This is a genomic window from Chryseobacterium sp. NRRL B-14798, assembly GCF_050470705.1.
In the GTDB taxonomy this organism is placed as follows: domain Bacteria; phylum Bacteroidota; class Bacteroidia; order Flavobacteriales; family Weeksellaceae; genus Chryseobacterium; species Chryseobacterium cupriresistens.
On sequence record NZ_JBFLUL010000005.1, the window covers coordinates 4823834 to 4843549 of the forward strand.

Here is a 19716-nt window from a genome sequence, read left to right on the forward strand (position 1 = left end):
TGACTTCTGCAAACGGATGTTTATAAAAGAAACATGGCTTTTACATTAGATAAAAAAGGTATATTTGTATAACCCAAATGATCAAAAGATAGTATATGTTCTATGATTTTTTTGAAAAAATAAACAGGAAAAAACAACTGTTTCTGCTGAAAAAACATCCTAATGTTTTTTTTGAAAACCTCAGATTAGGTGTTGGTAACCGCTTTATTTTGGATAACAATTTAAAAAAGCTAAGCATTGGCTCAGCTGCAGACTTCAGAAATTACACCTGTATCCTGATCAATAAAAATGCTGTCCTGGAAATAGGAAACCACTTTTTTATGAACAATTTCTGTTCTATAAACTGTTTAGAACATATATCAATAGGCAACAATACTTTATTCGGTGAAAATGTGAAACTCTATGATCATAATCATGCCTATGAGACGTCCCCTGCAATAAAAATATACCCTTCCGAATTTTCAAAAGCTCCCATAAAAATAGGAAACAATTGCTGGCTTGGAAGTAATGTAACCGTACTGAAAGGGGTGACAATAGGTGATAATTGTATTATTGGTGCCGGATGCACTATTTATAAAGACATCCCTGCTAACACACGTGTCATCAACAAACAGGATCTGGTTTTCGACTCTCTTTAAATCGGATGAAGTTTCCAGGACTTAGAAATTCTTATAACATTGAAGCTTTATACAGGAATTACTATAATTATTTGTTTAAACCTGTCCGCCAGGATTACGGAACTGATTTTCCGGATGATCTTTTGCAGGACAAGAAAAAGCATCAGAGAGATTTTGTGCTTCCGGAATATCAAAAACGAAATTTTATAAACAAATAAAAAACTCTTTACTTTACAAAAAATTTTCAGATAATGTCGGAAAACAGGAAAATAAAAATTCTTTTCAGGCACCGCTCAATGGAAATGGGTGGTGTAGAAAAAGTGATGTTAAGTATTCTCAATAATCTTAACCCTGATAAATTTGATATCACCGTATGTCTCACTCTTAATCAGGGGAAACTGCGTGATGAACTTCCGAAGCATATCAGAAAAATATACCTTACCGATGGAAAAGAAGATTTTTCCAACAATTCTATTTTACAGAAACTTCAGCTCGTTAAAAGAAGAATAAGGCTGAGAAAACTGAAAAATACCCCTGCCATTGCAGACCGTCTTATCAATGATACTTTTGACATTGAGATCGGGATGGATTACAGAGACTATGATGCCATTCTGAATTCAACCAATAAGAATTCAAAAAAAATCGGATGGTTTCACTCTGAAATTAATGTCCCTAAATTCCAGCCTCTGGTTCCGGATATTTTAAAGAGCTTTCCGCAGTTCGACCATATGGTATACTGCTCCCATAAGATAAAAGACATGATGCACAAGCATTACCCGAATCTCAAATATCCCGCTGAAAGCGTTATCATTAATCCTATTCCTATTGAAGAAATTAAATATAAGGCAGAAGAAAAGCTTGACAATTTTCCCGAAGGCCCTGTTTTTGCGTCTATTGGAAGACTTCATTCAAGAAAGGGATATCACAAGCTTATTGACGCTCATAAAAAGCTCATGGATGAAGGGTTTCATCACAACATTATTGTCATCGGTGATGGTGATGAAATGAACAACCTCAGGGCACAGGCAGCCAAAAATAATGTCGAAAAAACGTTTATTCTGGTTGGAAACCAAATGAATCCTTATCCTTATATCAAAAAAGCGGATTATTTTATTCTTCCTTCAGAATCTGAAGCATGGCCGCTGGTCATTGCTGAAGCCTTAATCCTGCAGAAGCCCATTATTGCAACAGAAGTAGGTGATGTAGGCCTTATGATCAAAGACCGTGAGACAGGATACCTCATCAGTTATGAAGTAGATGAAATGTATGAAGCCATGAAAACATTTCTGACAGACCACGAACTGATAGCCCATATCAGAAACAATCTAAAAACCATTGAAGATCAATTCGATAACAAGAAAATATTTGACAGCGTAGAAAATATTATAGAAACTCTACACAAAAAGTAAGTTACTGTGCAGAATAGCCTCCGTCTATCACAAGGTTGCTGCCTGTAACCCATCTTGAGGCATCAGACAACAGAAAAATACAGGCATTCGCTACATCTTTAGGTTCACCTATTCCCAGTGGATGTTTTTTTATGATTTCTGATGAAGCTTCTTCTCCGATATTTTCAAACATTTTCTCTAAAATCGGGGTATTGACCATTGCCGGACTAATGCTGTTGACCCGGATATTACTTCTTGAAAGCTCCATAGCCAAAGAACGGGCTCCGGAAATGACTGCGCCTTTACTGGCAGAATAAGCGGCCTTCCCTGCCTCTCCTATCATCCCTGCCACAGAAGAAATAAATACAAAACTGGAGTTTTCGTCTTTGTATTTTTTTAAAGATAAAATTTTTGCAATTTCAAGTCCTGCAATGACATTGACAGCAAATATGTCCTGATATAGCTGAGCATTGTGTTTTTTTAATGGTAACGTTTTTTCGATACCAGCACAGTGAATAAACCCTGATATTTTCCCTAAAACTGATACTTTATCTGCAATAATTACTTCAAGATTTTCAGATTGGGTAATATCTTCAGTGATAATTTCAACTTTTGTTTCCGGATTGAGCATAGAAACAGTTTTCATCAGTTCTTCCCGGTTTCTTCCTACAAGAATCAGATCAGCACCGCTTTTGCTGCATTCTACAGAACAGCTTCTCCCGATTCCGGAAGAAGCCCCTGTAATGAGAATAATTTTATTTTTTAATGAGAAAGCATCCATTAATCCTCAAAATTTTCTTTTCCTATAACATTCATCAGATCTGAAACGGTTTCAATATCTTTAAAATGCTTGGTATCAATTTTTTTGCTGAAATTTTCGTCTACAAAAGCAATAACAGAAAGTAAACTGATAGAATCATAGCTTTCTAAAGATTTCAGGTTCGTTTCTGTAGTCAATGTTTCATCTTCTTCCAATTCTTCCTGTAGTTTTTCTAAAAAAACGGATGTTTTCATATTTTATAATTTTAAATGTTTGTTCTTTTAAATTTCCATAATAGTGGCACCCCATGAATATCCAACTCCAAATCCTGCCATTAAAACCTTATCTCCTTCTTTCAGCATTCCTTTATCCATCATATTTTTAAGAGCAATAGGAATTGTTGCAGAAACAGTATTCCCGGTTTTTTCCATGTCAATATAAAACTTTTCTGCCGGTATTTTTGTTTTCTTTCTTAAATAATTCAGCATAAAAGAATTGGCCTGGTGAAAAACAAAATGATCGATATCATCCATGGTCATTCCGTTCACTTCCAATGTTTCCTTGACCAGTCCCGGAATATTTTCAATTGTAAAATTAAAAATTTCAGGGCCATTCATATAAATATTTTCGGGGCCGAATTCGTGTTCCGGATTCAGTTCGAAGTCTTTTTTAAAAGCTCCTTTTTTCACCATAAGATTTTCTGCACCGCTTCCGTCTGTTCCCAGGCAGAACTGATAATCGTTACCCTCGGCCTTTTCAATAATAGCAGAGGCAGAGGCATCTCCGAATATGCTTCGGTTTCCTTTATCATCAGGATGAATATGTTTGGTGTACGTTTCTGAAGTAACCAAGAGAATACTTTTTGCAATTCCAGCAGCAATCAATCCTTTTGCAAACGCTAATCCATAAACAAATCCTGAACAGCCTAGGTTAAAATCTATAGCTCCGATATTTTTTCTAAGCCCCAATCTGTCCTGCAAAATACAGGCCGTAGTAGGAAGGAAATACTCCGGACTCTGAGTGCAGAACAAAATAAAATCTACCTTGTTTCTGTCATAGTTTTCGAAAATTTTTTCTGAAGATTGCACAGCCATATCCAGTACGGTTTCGCTGTCAGAAGAAATATGGCGCTGGGAAATACCTACTTTCTCCTGGATACGTTCGGAGCTCCATTCAGGGAACTGCTTTTCAAGATCCTCGTTAGTTAACACCTGCTGAGGAAGATAATATTCTATTTTTGAAATTTTCATCATATTAATAAATTCTCTTTCTTTGCAAAAGTAACGAAAACAAATTTACACTTGTGATGATTTTTATATTCAGAATCTTATTAAAAATAGACTCCCTCTATCATTCTTTTTTGAATAGAGCCAGCCTTGAAGTGGCTAAATACAGAGGGATGAAAGTAGGAAAAAACTTTAATATGCCTGATAAAGTGTATTTCGGAACTGAACCTTACCTTATTGAAATTGGTGATAATGTCAACATTGCCGGAGATGTAAGATTTGTAAACCATGGCGGAACGACTACTCTACTCAGAAAACTTCCGGGCTATGAAGATGCAAGAATACTGGGAAGAATAAAAATCGGAAATAACTGTACTATTGGTCTTAATGCTGTTATTATGCAGGATGTACAAATTGGAAACAACTGTATTTTGGGTGCCAACTCTGTATTGTCACAGTCTATGCCAGACAATACGGTCTTTATTGGAAACCCGGCTCAATTTTTGTGCACTATTGAAGACTATGGTGACATTGTTCTTAAAAACAACCCGGAATATCCCCGTGAACTGGAGAAAGACAGAAAAAAGCTGGATGCCTATATCAAAGAAAATCTTCCTCACAAGTATAAGAAAGCAAGAAAAATTAAATAAATTTATCTTGTAAAATCATAAAATAGAAAAAAACAAATTGAAAAAGAAAAAACTCCTCATTCGTATAGGTTCATTACGTCATGGTGGTGCTGAGAAAGTATTAATCAACTTTTTGAAGAATCTGCCTGCTGATAAGTATGAAGTTGATCTTCTGCTCAATCTCTATTCGGGGTTATACATTAAAGAGGTCCCATCATGGGTGACACTGTACTATTTGACAAAAGGAGAAATGATCACCACCAACAGGCTGCAGGATATTCCTGTGAAAGCTTACAGGGTTCTTTATCAGAAAATGTTTCTTTGGTTCCCTTTCCTTCTTTACAAATTTGTTTTAAAGAATAAAAAATATGATGTAGAGATTGCTGCTATCCATGCGATGCATCAGGAAATTCTCTCCAGTCCTCAAAAAGATTCGAAAAAGATTATCTGGGTACAGAATGATATTTTCAATTTAAAAGAATACACTCCTGAAGTGATCAGACAATTTTTCAGGTTTGACAGAATTCTGGTCATCTCCAACAAGCTTCAGGAAGGGATGCACAATCTGGCTAAAAATGAAGATGAAAAAGCATCTGTGATTAAGATCTTCAACCCTATTGACAAAAACGATACGTTAAGAAAGGCAGATATTAAAGTTGATGATTTTCCTTTCAGCAATGATCTTCCCACTTTTGTAACAGTAGGAACCGTATATCCTCAGAAAGGATACGACAGATTACTCAATGTTCACAAAAAACTTATTGACGAAGGGCTGAAGCATCAGCTTTTAATCATTGGCGACGGGTATGATTTTAATACTATTCAGGATCAGCTTAATCAGCTGGGGCTTCAGGATACTGCAAAAATGCTTGGCTTCAGCAGTAATCCTTATCCTTATATGAAAAAGGCGGATTTCTATATTATGTCCTCAAGACATGAAGGATTCCCCACGATTATTGCCGAAGCTCTTATCCTCAACAAACCTATTTCTGCTACGGATATTTCCGGCATCAGAGATCTTCTGCAGGATGGAAAGCTTGGAAATATCACTGCAAATTCCGAAGAAGGAATCTATGAAGGAATGAAAAAGTTTCTTACGGATAAAGATATCACTGAAGAATATAAAAAACGAATTTCGGAAACAGAGCTTCCGTTTGTTCTGGAAAAATCTGTGGAACATCTTCAGAAAATAATTGACGAAGTATAAAAATATTGACGATGGCAGATTATTCAATCATTCAAAAAGACTTTTACCGGGAAAGCGGAAAGTGGCTTTCAACGTTTCAGATCTGGAAAAAATGCATCAATCCCAATCTTCACTTTGTTTACATTCTGAGAAAAGCACAGAAGTATCAGAAAACTCCTCTTTTGAATATTTTCTGGAGAATTGTACTAAGACATTACCAGATCAAATACGGTTTTCAGATTTATCCTGAAACGCAGATTGGTGAAGGTTTTTATTTAGGACATTTTGGAAGCCTTGTCATCAACCCGAAAACAGTGATCGGGAAAAACTGCAATATCGCCCATGGAGTCACTATAGGCCAGCAAAACCGCGGAAAAAATGAAGGATATCCGGTTATTGGAGATGAAGTCTGGATTGGTACCAATGCTGTCATTGTAGGAAATATCACGATCGGAAATGATGTATTGATTGTTCCCAATTCTTATGTCAATTTTGATGTTCCCTCCGGTTCTGTTGTCATTGGAAATCCTGCAAAAATAATTCCTACAGCAGATGCAACAAAGGATTATATCAACCGTAAGGTGTAGTAAACACAGTACTTATTGTAAAAATTCCGAATACATTTGAAAAGAGAGTAAATTTGTAGTTCTTCACATCATGGAAGCCACCCGAACCTAGCAACAGATTATATCTGATTGAAATTCAAAGAACTGAGCTATTATGACGGTTCCACACAATACTTGAAATCAAACAGATCAAATTCCTTATCAACGCTCAACTTACGCAACAGCTACTTTTCTGTTAATAAGATAGGCAATTAATACATTAGGAACCCAGCACAACCACGCTACAGCAATATAGGAATCTGTAGGATTTCCTGTAATATTTTTCAGCAAAGGAAACCACAACCTCAACGTTACAGCAGCAAAGGTACAGGCATAACTGTAAGTCATCAATTGCTGATGTCTGATGATATCACCTTTTCTGATTTCTACCAAGGCAGCGAGAGTTGTTATGAACCAGATCAATCCCAAACATATAAACCCAATTGCTGAAACCAGACCTCCATTGGCATAAAACCCCATATAAATAGCTGAGACAGAACTTATCATCACAGCAATTACGTAAAAAGTACCAATGATCCGATGAATCTTCAGGTATTTATTCCGGAATGAACTTCCAAACTGACGCCAGCCTATAAAAAGAGCAAGTCCCCCAAAGGTAATGTGGGCAAAAAATGCTGTTGTCCAAATCATGCTGTGGAGTAATTCGGGAGATTTTGAACCCAGAAAAGTATTTTTAGATTCAACGAAAGCATAAATAAGAGGATAGGCTCCGATCAGCAAAGCCAGTACACCCATCACTACAAATAATAATTTTTTCATAATACCTGATTTCTTTTTTCTGTAAAAATGAGGAATATAAAAGCATCGATTGTCCCAAAATGAAAGGTGGAACATATTTGTAAACCATTATGATTAAACGATATATCTTATCATCAGACCAATCATCACATCTCAATCTCTATGCTTTGGCTCTTTAAAAAATCTCTGGGCGAACAGTTCATATACTTTTTAAAATTCCGGTTAAACGACGTTTTAGAATTAAATCCACTCTCAAATGCTAATGAAAGAATGGTATATTTTCTGTTTTCAGGAAGTACTGCTATCCTTTTAAATTCTTCAATCCTCTGACGATTGATATAATCATAAAAATTTTTATTTTCAATCGAATTAATTGCCTGAGAGAGTATATTAGGATGAACTTTCAGTAATTCGGCAGTATGATTCAGATTCAGCTCAGGATCTTTATAAAGCCTTTCTTTCTCCATTTGATAAACAAGCTTTTCATAAACAGCTATGATCACCTCCTCTCCCGGAGAATTCTTCTGATACTTTACCGCTTCATTATCCATCTCTACTCCATTTACATTGACTTCTATTACAGGTAAGTTCAGAATTCCAACACGGCTGATCCCAAAATATGCGGCGGCAACGATAAACAGAACAACGATGAAAAAAATAAGAATATCATTTCTGATCATCACGGCAATCCATATCAAAGCTAATCCGGCAATAAGATAATACAGCCATTTTAGATTAATTTTCTCTGTATTTGAAAATTGGTCAGTAATCTCTCTTGTATACCTTCTGACGGCAAAAAAACTTAATGCAATATATACTATTCCGGATAGTATCATCATATATTTGAGAATACTGCTTATCATTTTGTATTGGCTGCTTCCGCTTTGATAAATGGCAAGCCTGTCCCATGGAGACAAAATCAATAATTTGAACAGCATTACCAAGACGATCAAAATAGGAACAAAGTGCAGAAACCAGATCTTGTTGCCCGGTGCTTTTCCTGTAACACACAAAACATACAGATATAACATTGGGCCATGAATAAAGGGAAAGATAACTTCATAGCCCAGAAAATAAGGAAACTTTATATAGCTGCCGGAAAAAAATAACAAAAATAAAATAAGATGTATTCCTATAATCAGAAACCATGCTGCCAGAATATAATCAGCCATTATCTTCTTACGTTTCCCTGCAATCAGAAATGAAGAGAAACAGGCAATGAATACTCCTGCCAGATAAAAAGCCGATGGTAAAGACTGCAGACCAAAATCAGACATTAGATAGATAAATTAATCAGAGCTTTAAATTATTTATTTTTTGACATATACAAAGTCTTTTTATTAACTATTTCAGCAAAAACAATTCATATTGCCTCAAGAATTAAGAATATTTTAATTCATAAATCACAAATTTTAAATTATACTTCGTAATTTTATCCTGCTTTTTAAACGTTTGGATTTCCTCAATAGCTGTACTACAAATAATATTGGAATAGTGAATATGATTTTAAGCATATTTTAATATTAAACTTTGTTAAAAGTGATTTATTATTTAACAAAAATTATATTTTTGCATAATTATTGATTTGATCTATTGATTTTGGAAATAATTTAAACGAAATAAATAATTACACATTTTAAAATTATGTCACAATCGTACGAGGTTATTTTCGAAAACAATAAAAAATGGGTAGAGTCCAAAGTAGCTGAAAATCCGGATTTCTTCCATGAACTTGCCAAAACTCAGCATCCGGATTATCTGTACATCGGCTGTTCAGATAGCCGGGCTACCGCAGAAGAGTTGATGGGAGCAAAACCCGGAGAAGTTTTTGTTTACAGAAACATCGCCAATGTTGTTAATACTTTAGATATGAGTTCCACAGCAGTTATTCAATACGCTGTAGAACATCTGAAAGTAAAACATATTATTGTCTGCGGACATTACAACTGTGGCGGTGTAAAAGCAGCGATGACACCTCAGGATCTGGGATTATTGAATCCATGGCTGAGAACCATTCGTGATGTGTACAGACTTCATCAGGCAGAACTGGATTCTATTGAGGACGAAGGCAAACGTTATGACAGACTTGTAGAACTCAATGTTCAGGAGCAGTGCATCAATGTGATCAAAATGGCCTGTGTACAGGAAAGATACATTTTAGAAGAGTATCCTATTGTTCACGGCTGGGTATTTGACCTTAGAACAGGTAAAATCATTGATCTGGAGATTGATTTTGAGAAAATCTTAAAAGATATCCAAAAGATCTATAATCTTACAGGTTCAGATTGGGTAATGAGCAGAAAGACTAAATAGTTTTTCTAAAAAGAAGGTAAAATGAAATTCTGGAGTATTATTGTATTAACGTTTTTTCTGAATTTTACAGCGCTGCCGGGCATTGCTGCGGTGGCGGGCTGGGATATTGCAAGAACGAATGTAATAATCAATGAAGAAGAGCCTCATTCTCACCCATCCTCATTCATTGTTTACGAAAAGACCATTCCGAAACCTTTAGATGTGTTCGATTATCTGAAGTTTTCAGAACCTGATGTTCAGGGTATGTCTTTTGTTCTGATTGATGATTCTTTTCATCTTTCACCTTTACTTACTATATTTTCTCCCCCTCCGGAAGCGTAACTCCTATAGTTAGATTTTTTTGATACCATTTCCATATCATTTTTGATATCGGAGACTCATGTACATTAAAAATTATTTTTTCTCAACTTTTTATAACTGACTTATTTAAAAAAAATAAGCCGGCTATACCTTACAGCTTCACATTATGAAAAAGACATCATTAATAGGAGGAATCAAGGAAAATTTTCCTTCAGGACTCGTGGTATTTTTAGTAGCACTTCCGTTGTGTTTAGGAATTGCTTTAGCATCAGGTGCTCCACCATTATCCGGTATTATTGCCGGTATCGTAGGCGGCCTGGTAGTAGGAACAATCAGTAATTCAAATATTTCAGTTTCCGGGCCCGCTGCAGGTCTGACAGCTATCGTTTTAACAGCAATTACAGATCTTGGCGCATTTGAACTTTTCCTTTGTGCAGGGATCATTGCAGGACTTATTCAATTGGTTTTAGGGTTTGTAAGAGCCGGAAGTATTTCCAACTATTTCCCTAATAATGTTATTGAAGGAATGCTGGCAGCCATAGGAATCATTATTATTTTAAAACAGATTCCGCATGCTTTAGGATTCGATAAAGATTATGAAGGCCATGAATCTATTTTTGATAACGGTTTAAACTTCGGATATTTTACAGAATTATTGGGAGCGATCCATCCGGGAGCCATTGTTATTACACTGGTTTCTGTAGCAATCCTTATCGCATGGGACAAAATCCATGTACTGAAAAGAATGAAAATGCTTCCGGGAGCGTTGGTTGCCGTAATTATAAGTATTCTTTTGAATCAACTCTTTAAGATGTCCGGAAGCTCTCTGGCTATCGAAACCCAGCATTTGGTTTCCCTGCCGGTTCCACAGTCTTTTGATGATTTTAAAAATCTGATCACGACTCCGGACTTTAATGGTTTCACTAATCCAAAAGTATGGATCGTAGGAGCAACAATTGCGATTGTGGCCTCTATTGAAACGTTACTTTGTATTGAAGCCTCAGACCGGTTAGACAGACAGAGAAGAATTACAGATACCAATCTTGAGCTTAAGGCCCAGGGAATCGGGAACCTTGTAAGTTCTTTTATTGGCGGACTTCCAATGACTTCTGTTGTGGTAAGAAGTTCTGCGAATGCCAATGCAGGGGCCACCTCAAAAATCTCGGCAATCATTCATGGAGTCTTCTTATTGATCTGTGTTCTTTCCATTCCTGTTGTTCTCAATTTAATTCCATTAGCTACACTGGCTGCGGTATTAATTTTAGTAGGATATAAACTGGCAAAGCCAGCTACGTTCAAACATTTCTGGCACTTAGGAAAATTCCAGTTTATTCCATTTGTAGCAACCGTTGTAGCTGTAGTGGCAACAGATCTGCTAAAAGGAGTAGGAATTGGTCTTGCCATCTCCGTTTTCTATATTCTTCAGGGAAATATGAAAAGAGCTTATTATTTAAGCAGAGAAAGATTGGATGACGCTGATGGAATCAATATCAAGCTTGCTGAAGAAGTATCATTTTTAAATAAGGCAGCCATCAAAAAAACTCTTAAAAATATAAAACCCAATTCTACAGTAATCATTGATGCAAGAAGTACATCCTATATTGCCACCGATGTACTGGAAATGATCCAGGATTTTGCCAATATCCGCGCAAAGGAACAAGACATCAATGTAGAACTGATAGGCTTTAAAACTTCATACAGAGATTACGAAAGAAGTCAGGATTCCCATATTCTTGTGACTCACAAAAGAGCCATGTAATCTCAATAATTAATTAATTTTTTTAACTTTAAATTTGAAAACAATAAAAAATATGAAAGCGCATACATACGAAACCCAGTCTACTATTACCCCTGAGAAAGCATTGGAATTCTTAAAAGAAGGAAACCAGAGATTTGTAAACAACCTTAAAGCAAACAGAGACCTTCTTGAACAAGTGAATGCAACACGTGAGGGGCAGTGGCCATTTGCAGTAGTTTTAAGCTGTATAGACAGCCGTACTTCTGCAGAACTTATCTTCGACCAGGGATTGGGAGACATCTTTAGTATCAGAATTGCCGGTAACTTTGTGAATCAGGACATTCTGGGATCCATGGAATTTGGTTGTAATGTTGCCGGTTCCAAGCTTATTGTAGTATTAGGACACACCAAATGCGGGGCGTTGAAAGGAGGCCTTGATGCCGCACAAATTGAAGGACTGGGAATGGATAACCTAAACCACCTTATCAACCATTTCAACCCGATTATCAATGAAATCATTGAAGAAAACGAAGAACGTTCATCAAAAAACAGCTCGCTTCTTGAAAGGCTTAATCAGCAAAACGTAAGAAGTGCGATTGAAGATATCCGTAAGCAAAGTTCAACACTTAAAAATCTTGAAACTGAGGGTAAAATTAAAATCGTGGGAGCCAATTATGACGTTGAAACAGGTGCAGTAACCTGGTTGTAAAAAGTAATATTTTTTTAAAATTCAATTATAATTTACAGAAAATGTCACCGGAATTCCGGTGGCATTTATTTTTTATCGTATATCATCATAAAATAAGATAATTATAAACCTATCTTGTCAATAAATTGGCTTAAACAGCAATATATTTCATTTCAAAGAGATTTAATTTTAATTATTGAAGATTAATTATATATTGCAGTTTCGTTTCTTTTTAAAGAAAAAAGATACGACATAATTTGTAGCTATTATAAGCTATAGCTTTGAAACTAAAAAAACTAAAACTTATATCTCAAAAAAAAAGACTATAACCTGAAATTTTTATTATAAAACATACCTCAAACACTGCAGTTTTACTTTTTAGTAATTTAAATTAATGTGTATTAAAAATTAACAAGAGAAAAAGAAATTATATTCCTCTAATTAATTTCTTGTATGCACAACAATCAAGGATATCTCTCTAATTGTTTGTGCAGGGCTTCAGCCTTAGTGTCCCATAAAGACTATTGTATTGCGATATCCTGCTTTGTAGCCGGATTATAGTATTATACGCTAAAAACACAAGCTATGAAAAAAATCTTCCTGTCAGGATAAGCCTTATCCTGTAATCCCAAAGTAATAGGGATATTCCTCATTTGGAATAAATACTAAACACTAATTCTTATAAAAATTACCCATGAATAAAATTTATTTAAGTGCATTATTATGCACTGGGATAGGCATGTCCTATGCCCAACAAACAGAAGTCTATTTCAAATATGACGAAGCAGGCAGCCAGCGCTACCGGGGGCCTGAAGATATTGCAGGAAAATCTGCAACACAACTTAAAAGTGCTTCCCTTTCCAAAAACCAATTGATAGATGAAAAAACTTTCTGGAAGCAGATACGTCTATATCCGGTTCCGGTAAATGACATCTTAACCATTGACTGGACGGAACAAACGGACACGCTGATAGAATCAGTTTCCCTATATCAACATAGTACAGTACACTGGAAATTTCAGCAGAAGAATATGCCAGGACTTAACAGGCAGTTGAAAATCAATATGACTGGTTATGATTGGGGCGTATACATATTGCGCTTTACCCTGAAAGACGGAAGAATTTTCAGTAAAAACATCACTAAAAGGTAATGGCTATGAAAAAATACAATCATAAGAAAATACAGATATTTTCAGCGTTGTTATTATCTTTCACTTCAATTTTCTGCTTTTCTCAGTATTTTCATGATACTAAGGGAAATATTGAAGTCAACAGAGCCGGACAGCTACAGTTTTCTTTGCCTCTGGACTTGCCTCCCGGTATTAAAACTGTTTCACCTCAGGTAGGTTTAGTGTACAACAGTGAGACAGGGAACGGTATTGCCGGATATGGATGGAGTATTTCAGGAATAACCACTATCAGCAGAACAGGGAAGAACATTGAAAATGAAGGAGAGGTAAAGGGAGTTCAGATGGATTACTCTGATTATTACAGTTTTAATGGTAAAAGACTGGTACTGAAATCAGGTGTATATGGCAAAGACGGAGCTGAATATGTAACAGAGAAATATTCCAACACCAAATTTAAATCAATAGGAGCCGCAGCCGGATGGTCTGGCCCGGAATATTGGGAAGTAACTTTTGAGGATGGTTCTCAGGCATGGTATGGCCGTAATCCGGTTGCCAGAATACCCAATGAATATAATATAAGCGAATGGAAAGATTCACAGGGAAATTACATTACTTACAGTTATGTCCAGGGAACCCGTACTGCCATGATAAGCAGCATAAGCTGGGGTGGGAATATGGATCTGAATACCCCTCATATGAACACCATACAGTTTTCCTATAATGACAGAGACTTAAAAGAGGAATCATATGTACAGGGCCTCAAATCTTACCAAAATAAGATTCTTTCAGAGATAAAGGTACTTACCAATAATAACCAGTTTAAGCGGTACAGCATAGAATATACAGGCAATGGAACCAATTATCAGTTTGTCGGGAAGATCACCGAATATAATGCTAATAACGAGCCTTCCAATCCGGTTACTTTCACTTATCCGGGTATGGTCAATTCTTCTTATGCAGAATATACGGCTGAGCCAGAACCTTTTAATGATGTTAAATTGGTTGCAGATTTAAATGGAGATTCTTATCTGGACTTCCTGATGAATAATGGTACAGTAAAGCTGGGGGCTTTTAACGAAACTTTTACTACAGTTTCCACAGGTAAAACTTTTGCTGGTAATGCTAAAGTAGTCAGTACACTATTAGACGAAGAAGGACAGGTATATAATGGGAATGGAATTGTTGAGTTTAAGGATGGCAGGATCTATGGCTATATTTTTAGAAACAATGCTTTTGTAAAGGTATTCGATAAAAGTCTTGGCAATACTGTTTTTAATTCAGCTGGTGATAATTTAATTCTTGAAGTAGGTGATTTTAATGGCGATGGTATACCTGATGCTTTTCTTGATGATGGCGCACCTGCAGGGTTTAATGTAAAAGGTATTGTAGACCTTAAAAATTCGGCTACTCCTTTAATTAGTCTGCTACTTGATGCTGGAATCAATGAAAATGATTATAAAGAACGAAAGTATACGGATATAGATGGGGACGGAAAAGTGGAAATCATTAATGTATCTGGTACGCAATATACCGTTTTTGAATTTGTAAAAAACAGTGCCGGCCAAAACATACAGAAAATAAGATTTTCCGGAACACTTCTTGAAACCAGAGATCCTGAATTCCCTGTCTTATATGGTGATTACAATGGAGACGGAAAACTTGATTTCGCAATCCCTATTACCGATTATGTGATAGGAAAGCCTGACGACTGGAGATTCTATATGGGCACAGACAAGGGGTTTGTTCCTTTCCTGAAGAAGGAATTCTTCACCTACAGGAAATTCCAGAAAGAAGTGACAGTTGATTACGCCAAATTTGCCAGACAATATTTCTTTTCGGTTACCGATATGAACAAAGACGGAAAATCTGATATTGTTCAGGTATTTTCCTATAACCAGATCAATATGTATAACGCAGCTGGTTCAAGGGATTTCGGTTATGTTGTAAGTGCAAAGATGGCTAATGGATCAGATGTTAGCGGAACACCTAATTTTACTCCCAACTGGTCATTTCAAAGCCCGGTATATGGTACCCCGGATATTCTGGATCTTACTCTCTTTACCCCGATTACCAATTCAATAAAGTCCGGGAATAATTATTATAATGTCTTTTTATACTGGAAGCAGTTCCTGAAAAAAATAAAAGGGCCTACCCCTGTTTCTGAATTGGCAAGAATGACTTCGATTACTCAGGGAGGGGTGACTACATCTGTAAAATATCTGGAAGTAGTTCCGGGTAATACTACGACTCCTGATTTCTACAAGAAAGAAAAGAAAGAGATTTATCCTAAGTATGCTATGACCAGGGTAGATCAGGCATATGCGGTATCCCAGCTTATAGAAGAAGGCAGAAAGCAGGATTTCCGTTACAGAGGCCTTGTAGGAAACCTTCAGGGAAAAAAATTATTGGGATTCCAACAGATAGCCCGTTCTTCCTGGTATGCAGATGGTTTTGAAAATACTAAAATATGGTCCGGATCACAAATAGATCCAAATTTAGATGGAGCACCGGTAAAAGAATGGAGTATCAGGACTAATAATGAAAGTAATATTTTTCCTGCAGATATTTCAGAGAATAATAACCAGCTGCTGAGCTTCGAATCTGTAGACTACAAAGCAGATAAGCTGTTGAATGGTCAGGTAATTACTTCTATTCCCACTGGTAGTCAGTCCAAAATTGTTACTGCCATTGTTCCTAAGTTTGTCAAAACAAAAGATTTTTTAACCGGAAAATTTGTTCAGAAAGTAACAACCTATGAGAACTATTACCTGCCAGCCAAAATTGAAATCAGTACGAACAATGGTTACGGAGTATCTACCACTGAGTTTGACTATACCCATAATATCTGGGGAACCGGAAATAATTATTATGTAGGAAGACCGACAAACAAGGCTGAAAAGAATGAAGCATATGGTGATATACAAAATACCTTTACCACGTATACCTATGAGAATAACCTTTTAAAAAGCAGCCAGTTTTATCCGGGAAATAATGCGACCCAGGCAGTAACAGAAGAATTTTCTTATGACGGGTTTGGGAATATCACGGGTAAAAAGACCATTTCAGGATTAGACGGAAATTCAAAAACTCAGAAAGATGAGTATGATCCTACGGGAAGATTTATCATAAAAAAAACGGATAATCTCGGACTGGAAACCGGGTTTACTTATAACAGCCTTGGACAGGTCCTGACCCAAACAGATCCGAACGGCAATACCCTCACCAACAGCTATGATGTATGGGGTAAACTCCAGAGTTCGGCTTCCAGCTTAACAGGAACTACAACATACCTGTACACTAAAGACAGCCAATACAATGAAACCATTACCCGTAATGATCCCGATGGAGAGGTAGTAAAAGTGTTTACCAACAAGCTGGGACAGGAATATAAAACATCTTCCAAAGCTTTCGCACAGGGGCAGTATGTGTCTAAAGACGTTCAATACGATATCCTGGGTAGAAAGACCAAAGAATCTGAACCTTATTTTGACGGACAGGGAGCCTCTCAATGGAACACCTTTGCATATGATGATACGGTATTCCCGGCTAAGGTAAAAGCCACAGCATTTACCGGGAAGCAGACAGAGACCATTATATCGGGATTGACCACAACAGTAAAAGAAACCAGTCTTCTGGATTACGGCAGAACAACTTCCCAGACACTTGACGCTTTAGGAAATGTACTATCATCTTCCGATAAGGGCGGTACCGTTCAGTTTTCTTATAATGCAGCAGGTCAACAGATCCAGGCTAAATATGCGGAGCATATTGTAACCACAATGTATGATGACTGGGGAAATAAAATACGGGTAGAAGATCCTTCTACCGGGGTATATGAATATCAGTACCTTGGGTATATGGGCGCTCTGTCAAGAGCAATAAGTCCAAAAGGTGAAAAAAGGTTTCAATACAACAGCCTTGGGCAGCTTATCCTACAGAATGAAAAGTCCACCACCGGAAGTGAAACTGATAAAGCGATTAATTTTTCCTATAACAATAAGGGAAGACTTACTGTAAAAGAGGGAACATCCAATGGAAAGAAATATACGTACACGATAAACTATGATCCACAGGGAAGGACTATTTCTTCTTTCCAGGAAACTCCTGAAGCCTACTTTTCACACAAAAATGTTGTCTATGACAGCAAGGGACGAATAAGCTCCTACGAAAAGGCAATACAGACATCCGTTGGAACAACAACAGTTTCGGTGGAAAATCTTTACAATGCGTGGAATGGTGAGCTTTACCAAGTTAAGGAGAAAACCTCAGGGAAAGTTTTATGGGAACTGAAAGAAGCCAACGCAAAAGGACTGCTGGTAAAAGCTAAATTGGGAGCAGCTGAAATTAATAATGAATATGATGGTTACGGATTTTTGACCAATGTTAATCATTCCTCGCTGATAAAACCAGATATTTATAAGGCCTCTTACAGTTTTGATGCGATTAAAAACGAACTCAAAAGCAGAAAATCTCTTCTCCCTTTTGAAACAGAATATTTTGATTACGACGACAACAATCGTCTGGTTAACTGGACAGATCCTGTTTCTGGATTAAAGCCTCTTACCAATAGAAATATTTATGATGCGAAAGGCAGAATACTGGAAAATGACCAGGTGGGAACTATCAAGTATGAAAATGCTGACAAGATCTATCAGGCTACCGGTATGACACTTAATAATGAAGGGCTGATGAATTACGATCATGATTTGGTGCAGACTGTCCTTTATAATGAGAATAATGATCCGGTATATATTGTTGGGGAAAAAGGGACGGTGGCTTTCCAGTATGGTTTAACGGGTATGAGACAAAGAGCTACCTATAAAGGAATTTTTGATCCGGAATCTGATGGAGAGTTTACCAAACTATATAGTGAAGAAGGTAGTTTTGAAGTTGTAAAGAACAATATCAATGGAAAAGAAAAACATACAATTTATATTGAGGGTACTCCATATGAAAGCAATATTGTATTTTTGAAAAACTTTGATGAGAATAGTGGTTCTTTTAAATTTTTGCATAAAGATTATCTCGGAAGCATCCTAGCCATTAGTGATGAAGCAGGAAATATGCTTGAACAAAGGCATTTTGATGCATGGGGTAATCTCACTCATCTTCGCATTGGAAAAAGTAAATTAGCTGTAGGCAAAGCCAGCATCGATGTCCTGATAAATGCCTCCGGAGGATTATTGATAGACAGAGGATATACTGGTCATGAGCATTATATGGAGGTGGGGATTATCCACATGAACGGAAGACTCTACGACCCGCTTCTAAGAAGATTTTTGAATGCAGATGAAAATATCCAGGACCCGTTCAATACTCAGATCTATAACAGGTATGGGTATGTGATGAATAATCCGCTAATCTACACTGATCCAAATGGAGAATTTGCATGGATTGTTGTAGGAGCAGTAATAGGCGGCTATTTAACAGGAGTAAAAGCGAATGGTTCATGGAATCCAGTAAAATGGAACTGGGGAGCGACCTGGGGAAAAATTGCGATGGGAGCTGCTGTAGGGGCATTCACTGGAGGTGTTGGAGCAGCTGTTGGTTCAGCATCCCTTGCTGCCGCAGGCGCCTATGGAATCCAGGGCGGTCTTCTGGGAGGAGCTATTGCAGGAGCTTCAGGAGGAGCCGTTGCAGGAGCTATTAACGGATTTGCCACTGCCGTAATGTTTGGAGAAGATGTGATAGAGGGAACGGTAATGGGCGGCTTATCCGGTGCTGCTATAGGAGGAGCTGCAGGTGCAATCACTGGAGGTATTGGCCAAATTCTCCAAAATGCAAAGGCAGCTCAAATAGGAGCTCCACAAGGAACAATCTTAAAAGGTGCTCCAATTGAAGTAGGAAGGACTCAATGGACTCTAAACAATACACCAAAAACTACCACTGTTGGAGCAACTCCTGTGAAAACTACCCCTATAGAAATTGGGGATATTGGTGTCAGTACTGATCAATATGTAGCGACAAAGATTGTGAACGAACAACCAGTAAAAGTTTATGAGGAAGGGCCACAAAAAATATTCAAAGGAAATTATGCTAGTAATGAAGGAGCATCAAAGACAACCACTTCATTACGCAAAGTTGGCACAGTTTTAGAAAGTGTTGATGATGTTATGGCTAACCCTAATCTTTTAGATGGAAAATCCTATGGATATGTACGTAGCATTTTAGGTAATTCAAAGAATTGGGTTAATGATGTTATGAGACGAAGTACTCGAGCAAATGGTTGGGTACTTCGTGAAATGAATCAGACAGGTAATGATTTTACAGGAAGAATGATACAATATCATCCAGGTACCCCAAGACATTTCAATGGTATGCCATATTGGAAAGTATCATCAGGAAATGGAACTTTTAGAATACCCTTAAATCCATAAA

At 36.9% G+C, this 19716-nt stretch carries 17 protein-coding genes; 12 read left to right on the top strand and 5 right to left on the bottom strand.

What is annotated here, in order from left to right; translation table 11 throughout:
* Positions 1–95: 95 nt before the first annotated feature.
* Genes AB1278_RS22155 through AB1278_RS22165 form a run of 3 tightly spaced genes read left to right on the top strand, consistent with a single transcriptional unit; the run spans position 96 to position 2026 of the window.
* Positions 96–638, top strand: coding sequence for an acyltransferase (locus AB1278_RS22155; RefSeq protein WP_110008448.1), 543 nt, complete (start codon positions 96–98; stop codon positions 636–638).
* A gap of 5 nt (positions 639–643) precedes the next feature.
* The gene (locus tag AB1278_RS22160; RefSeq protein ID WP_202841683.1) at positions 644–835 is read left to right on the top strand and encodes a hypothetical protein; all 192 of its coding nucleotides are present in this window, start codon (positions 644–646) and stop codon (positions 833–835) included.
* 33 nt (positions 836–868) lie between these two features.
* On the top strand, positions 869–2026 hold the full coding sequence (locus tag AB1278_RS22165) for a glycosyltransferase (RefSeq protein ID WP_429817062.1): 1158 nt from the start codon (positions 869–871) through the stop codon (positions 2024–2026).
* Between the two features lies 1 nt (position 2027).
* On the opposite strand, the gene AB1278_RS22170 is transcribed toward AB1278_RS22165, so the two are convergent.
* The 3 genes from AB1278_RS22170 to AB1278_RS22180 are packed head-to-tail and all read right to left on the bottom strand — an operon-like array spanning position 2028 to position 4018.
* Complete coding sequence (locus AB1278_RS22170; RefSeq protein WP_429817065.1) at positions 2028–2786, bottom strand: SDR family NAD(P)-dependent oxidoreductase; 759 nt, start codon at positions 2784–2786, stop codon at positions 2028–2030.
* Positions 2786–3019 carry a phosphopantetheine-binding protein gene (locus AB1278_RS22175; RefSeq protein ID WP_047380387.1) on the bottom strand — a complete coding sequence of 78 codons (234 nt, stop codon included), beginning with the start codon at positions 3017–3019 and terminating at the stop codon, positions 2786–2788. Before AB1278_RS22175 ends, AB1278_RS22170 begins: the two co-directional genes overlap by 1 nt.
* 27 nt (positions 3020–3046) lie before the next feature.
* A complete protein-coding gene (locus tag AB1278_RS22180) occupies positions 3047–4018 on the bottom strand; it encodes a 3-oxoacyl-ACP synthase III family protein (protein ID WP_137904394.1) in 972 nt (323 codons plus the stop codon).
* Positions 4019–4071: 53 nt separating this feature from the next.
* On the opposite strand from AB1278_RS22180, the gene AB1278_RS22185 reads away from it, so the two are divergent.
* From AB1278_RS22185 to AB1278_RS22195, 3 genes are read left to right on the top strand one after another with little or no spacing between them, the layout of a single operon-like run.
* Positions 4072–4641, top strand: coding sequence for an acyltransferase (locus AB1278_RS22185; protein WP_202841688.1), 570 nt, complete (start codon positions 4072–4074; stop codon positions 4639–4641).
* A gap of 37 nt (positions 4642–4678) precedes the next feature.
* Positions 4679–5827 (top strand): glycosyltransferase, encoded by a 1149-nt coding sequence (locus AB1278_RS22190; protein WP_343639693.1) that lies wholly within the window; start codon positions 4679–4681, stop codon positions 5825–5827.
* An 11-nt stretch (positions 5828–5838) separates the two neighbouring features.
* Positions 5839–6393: a serine O-acetyltransferase gene (locus tag AB1278_RS22195; protein WP_110008441.1), complete on the top strand. Its 555-nt coding sequence runs from the start codon at positions 5839–5841 to the stop codon at positions 6391–6393.
* Between the two features lie 192 nt (positions 6394–6585).
* Here the strand turns inward: AB1278_RS22195 and AB1278_RS22200 are convergent, their stop codons facing one another.
* Entirely contained in the window at positions 6586–7191 is a 606-nt protein-coding gene (locus AB1278_RS22200) for a DUF2306 domain-containing protein (protein ID WP_202841692.1), read from the bottom strand.
* 125 nt (positions 7192–7316) lie between these two features.
* Positions 7317–8447: a helix-turn-helix domain-containing protein gene (locus tag AB1278_RS22205; RefSeq protein WP_429817070.1), complete on the bottom strand. Its 1131-nt coding sequence runs from the start codon at positions 8445–8447 to the stop codon at positions 7317–7319.
* Positions 8448–8814: 367 nt separating this feature from the next.
* Here AB1278_RS22205 and AB1278_RS22210 point away from each other — a divergent pair, with 367 nt between their 5' ends.
* From AB1278_RS22210 to AB1278_RS22235, 6 genes are all read left to right on the top strand, one after another.
* Positions 8815–9483: a carbonic anhydrase gene (locus AB1278_RS22210; protein WP_411414213.1), complete on the top strand. Its 669-nt coding sequence runs from the start codon at positions 8815–8817 to the stop codon at positions 9481–9483.
* A gap of 21 nt (positions 9484–9504) precedes the next feature.
* Positions 9505–9804 (top strand): hypothetical protein, encoded by a 300-nt coding sequence (locus AB1278_RS22215; protein ID WP_076595975.1) that lies wholly within the window; start codon positions 9505–9507, stop codon positions 9802–9804.
* A gap of 145 nt (positions 9805–9949) precedes the next feature.
* The gene (locus AB1278_RS22220; RefSeq protein WP_110008438.1) at positions 9950–11542 is read left to right on the top strand and encodes a SulP family inorganic anion transporter; all 1593 of its coding nucleotides are present in this window, start codon (positions 9950–9952) and stop codon (positions 11540–11542) included.
* 52 nt (positions 11543–11594) lie between these two features.
* Positions 11595–12230 carry a carbonic anhydrase gene (locus AB1278_RS22225; RefSeq protein WP_110008437.1) on the top strand — a complete coding sequence of 212 codons (636 nt, stop codon included), beginning with the start codon at positions 11595–11597 and terminating at the stop codon, positions 12228–12230.
* A gap of 673 nt (positions 12231–12903) precedes the next feature.
* Entirely contained in the window at positions 12904–13359 is a 456-nt protein-coding gene (locus AB1278_RS22230) for a hypothetical protein (RefSeq protein ID WP_429817074.1), read from the top strand.
* A gap of 5 nt (positions 13360–13364) precedes the next feature.
* The gene (locus AB1278_RS22235) at positions 13365–19715 is read left to right on the top strand and encodes an RHS repeat-associated core domain-containing protein (protein WP_429817077.1); all 6351 of its coding nucleotides are present in this window, start codon (positions 13365–13367) and stop codon (positions 19713–19715) included.
* Position 19716: the final 1 nt, after the last annotated feature.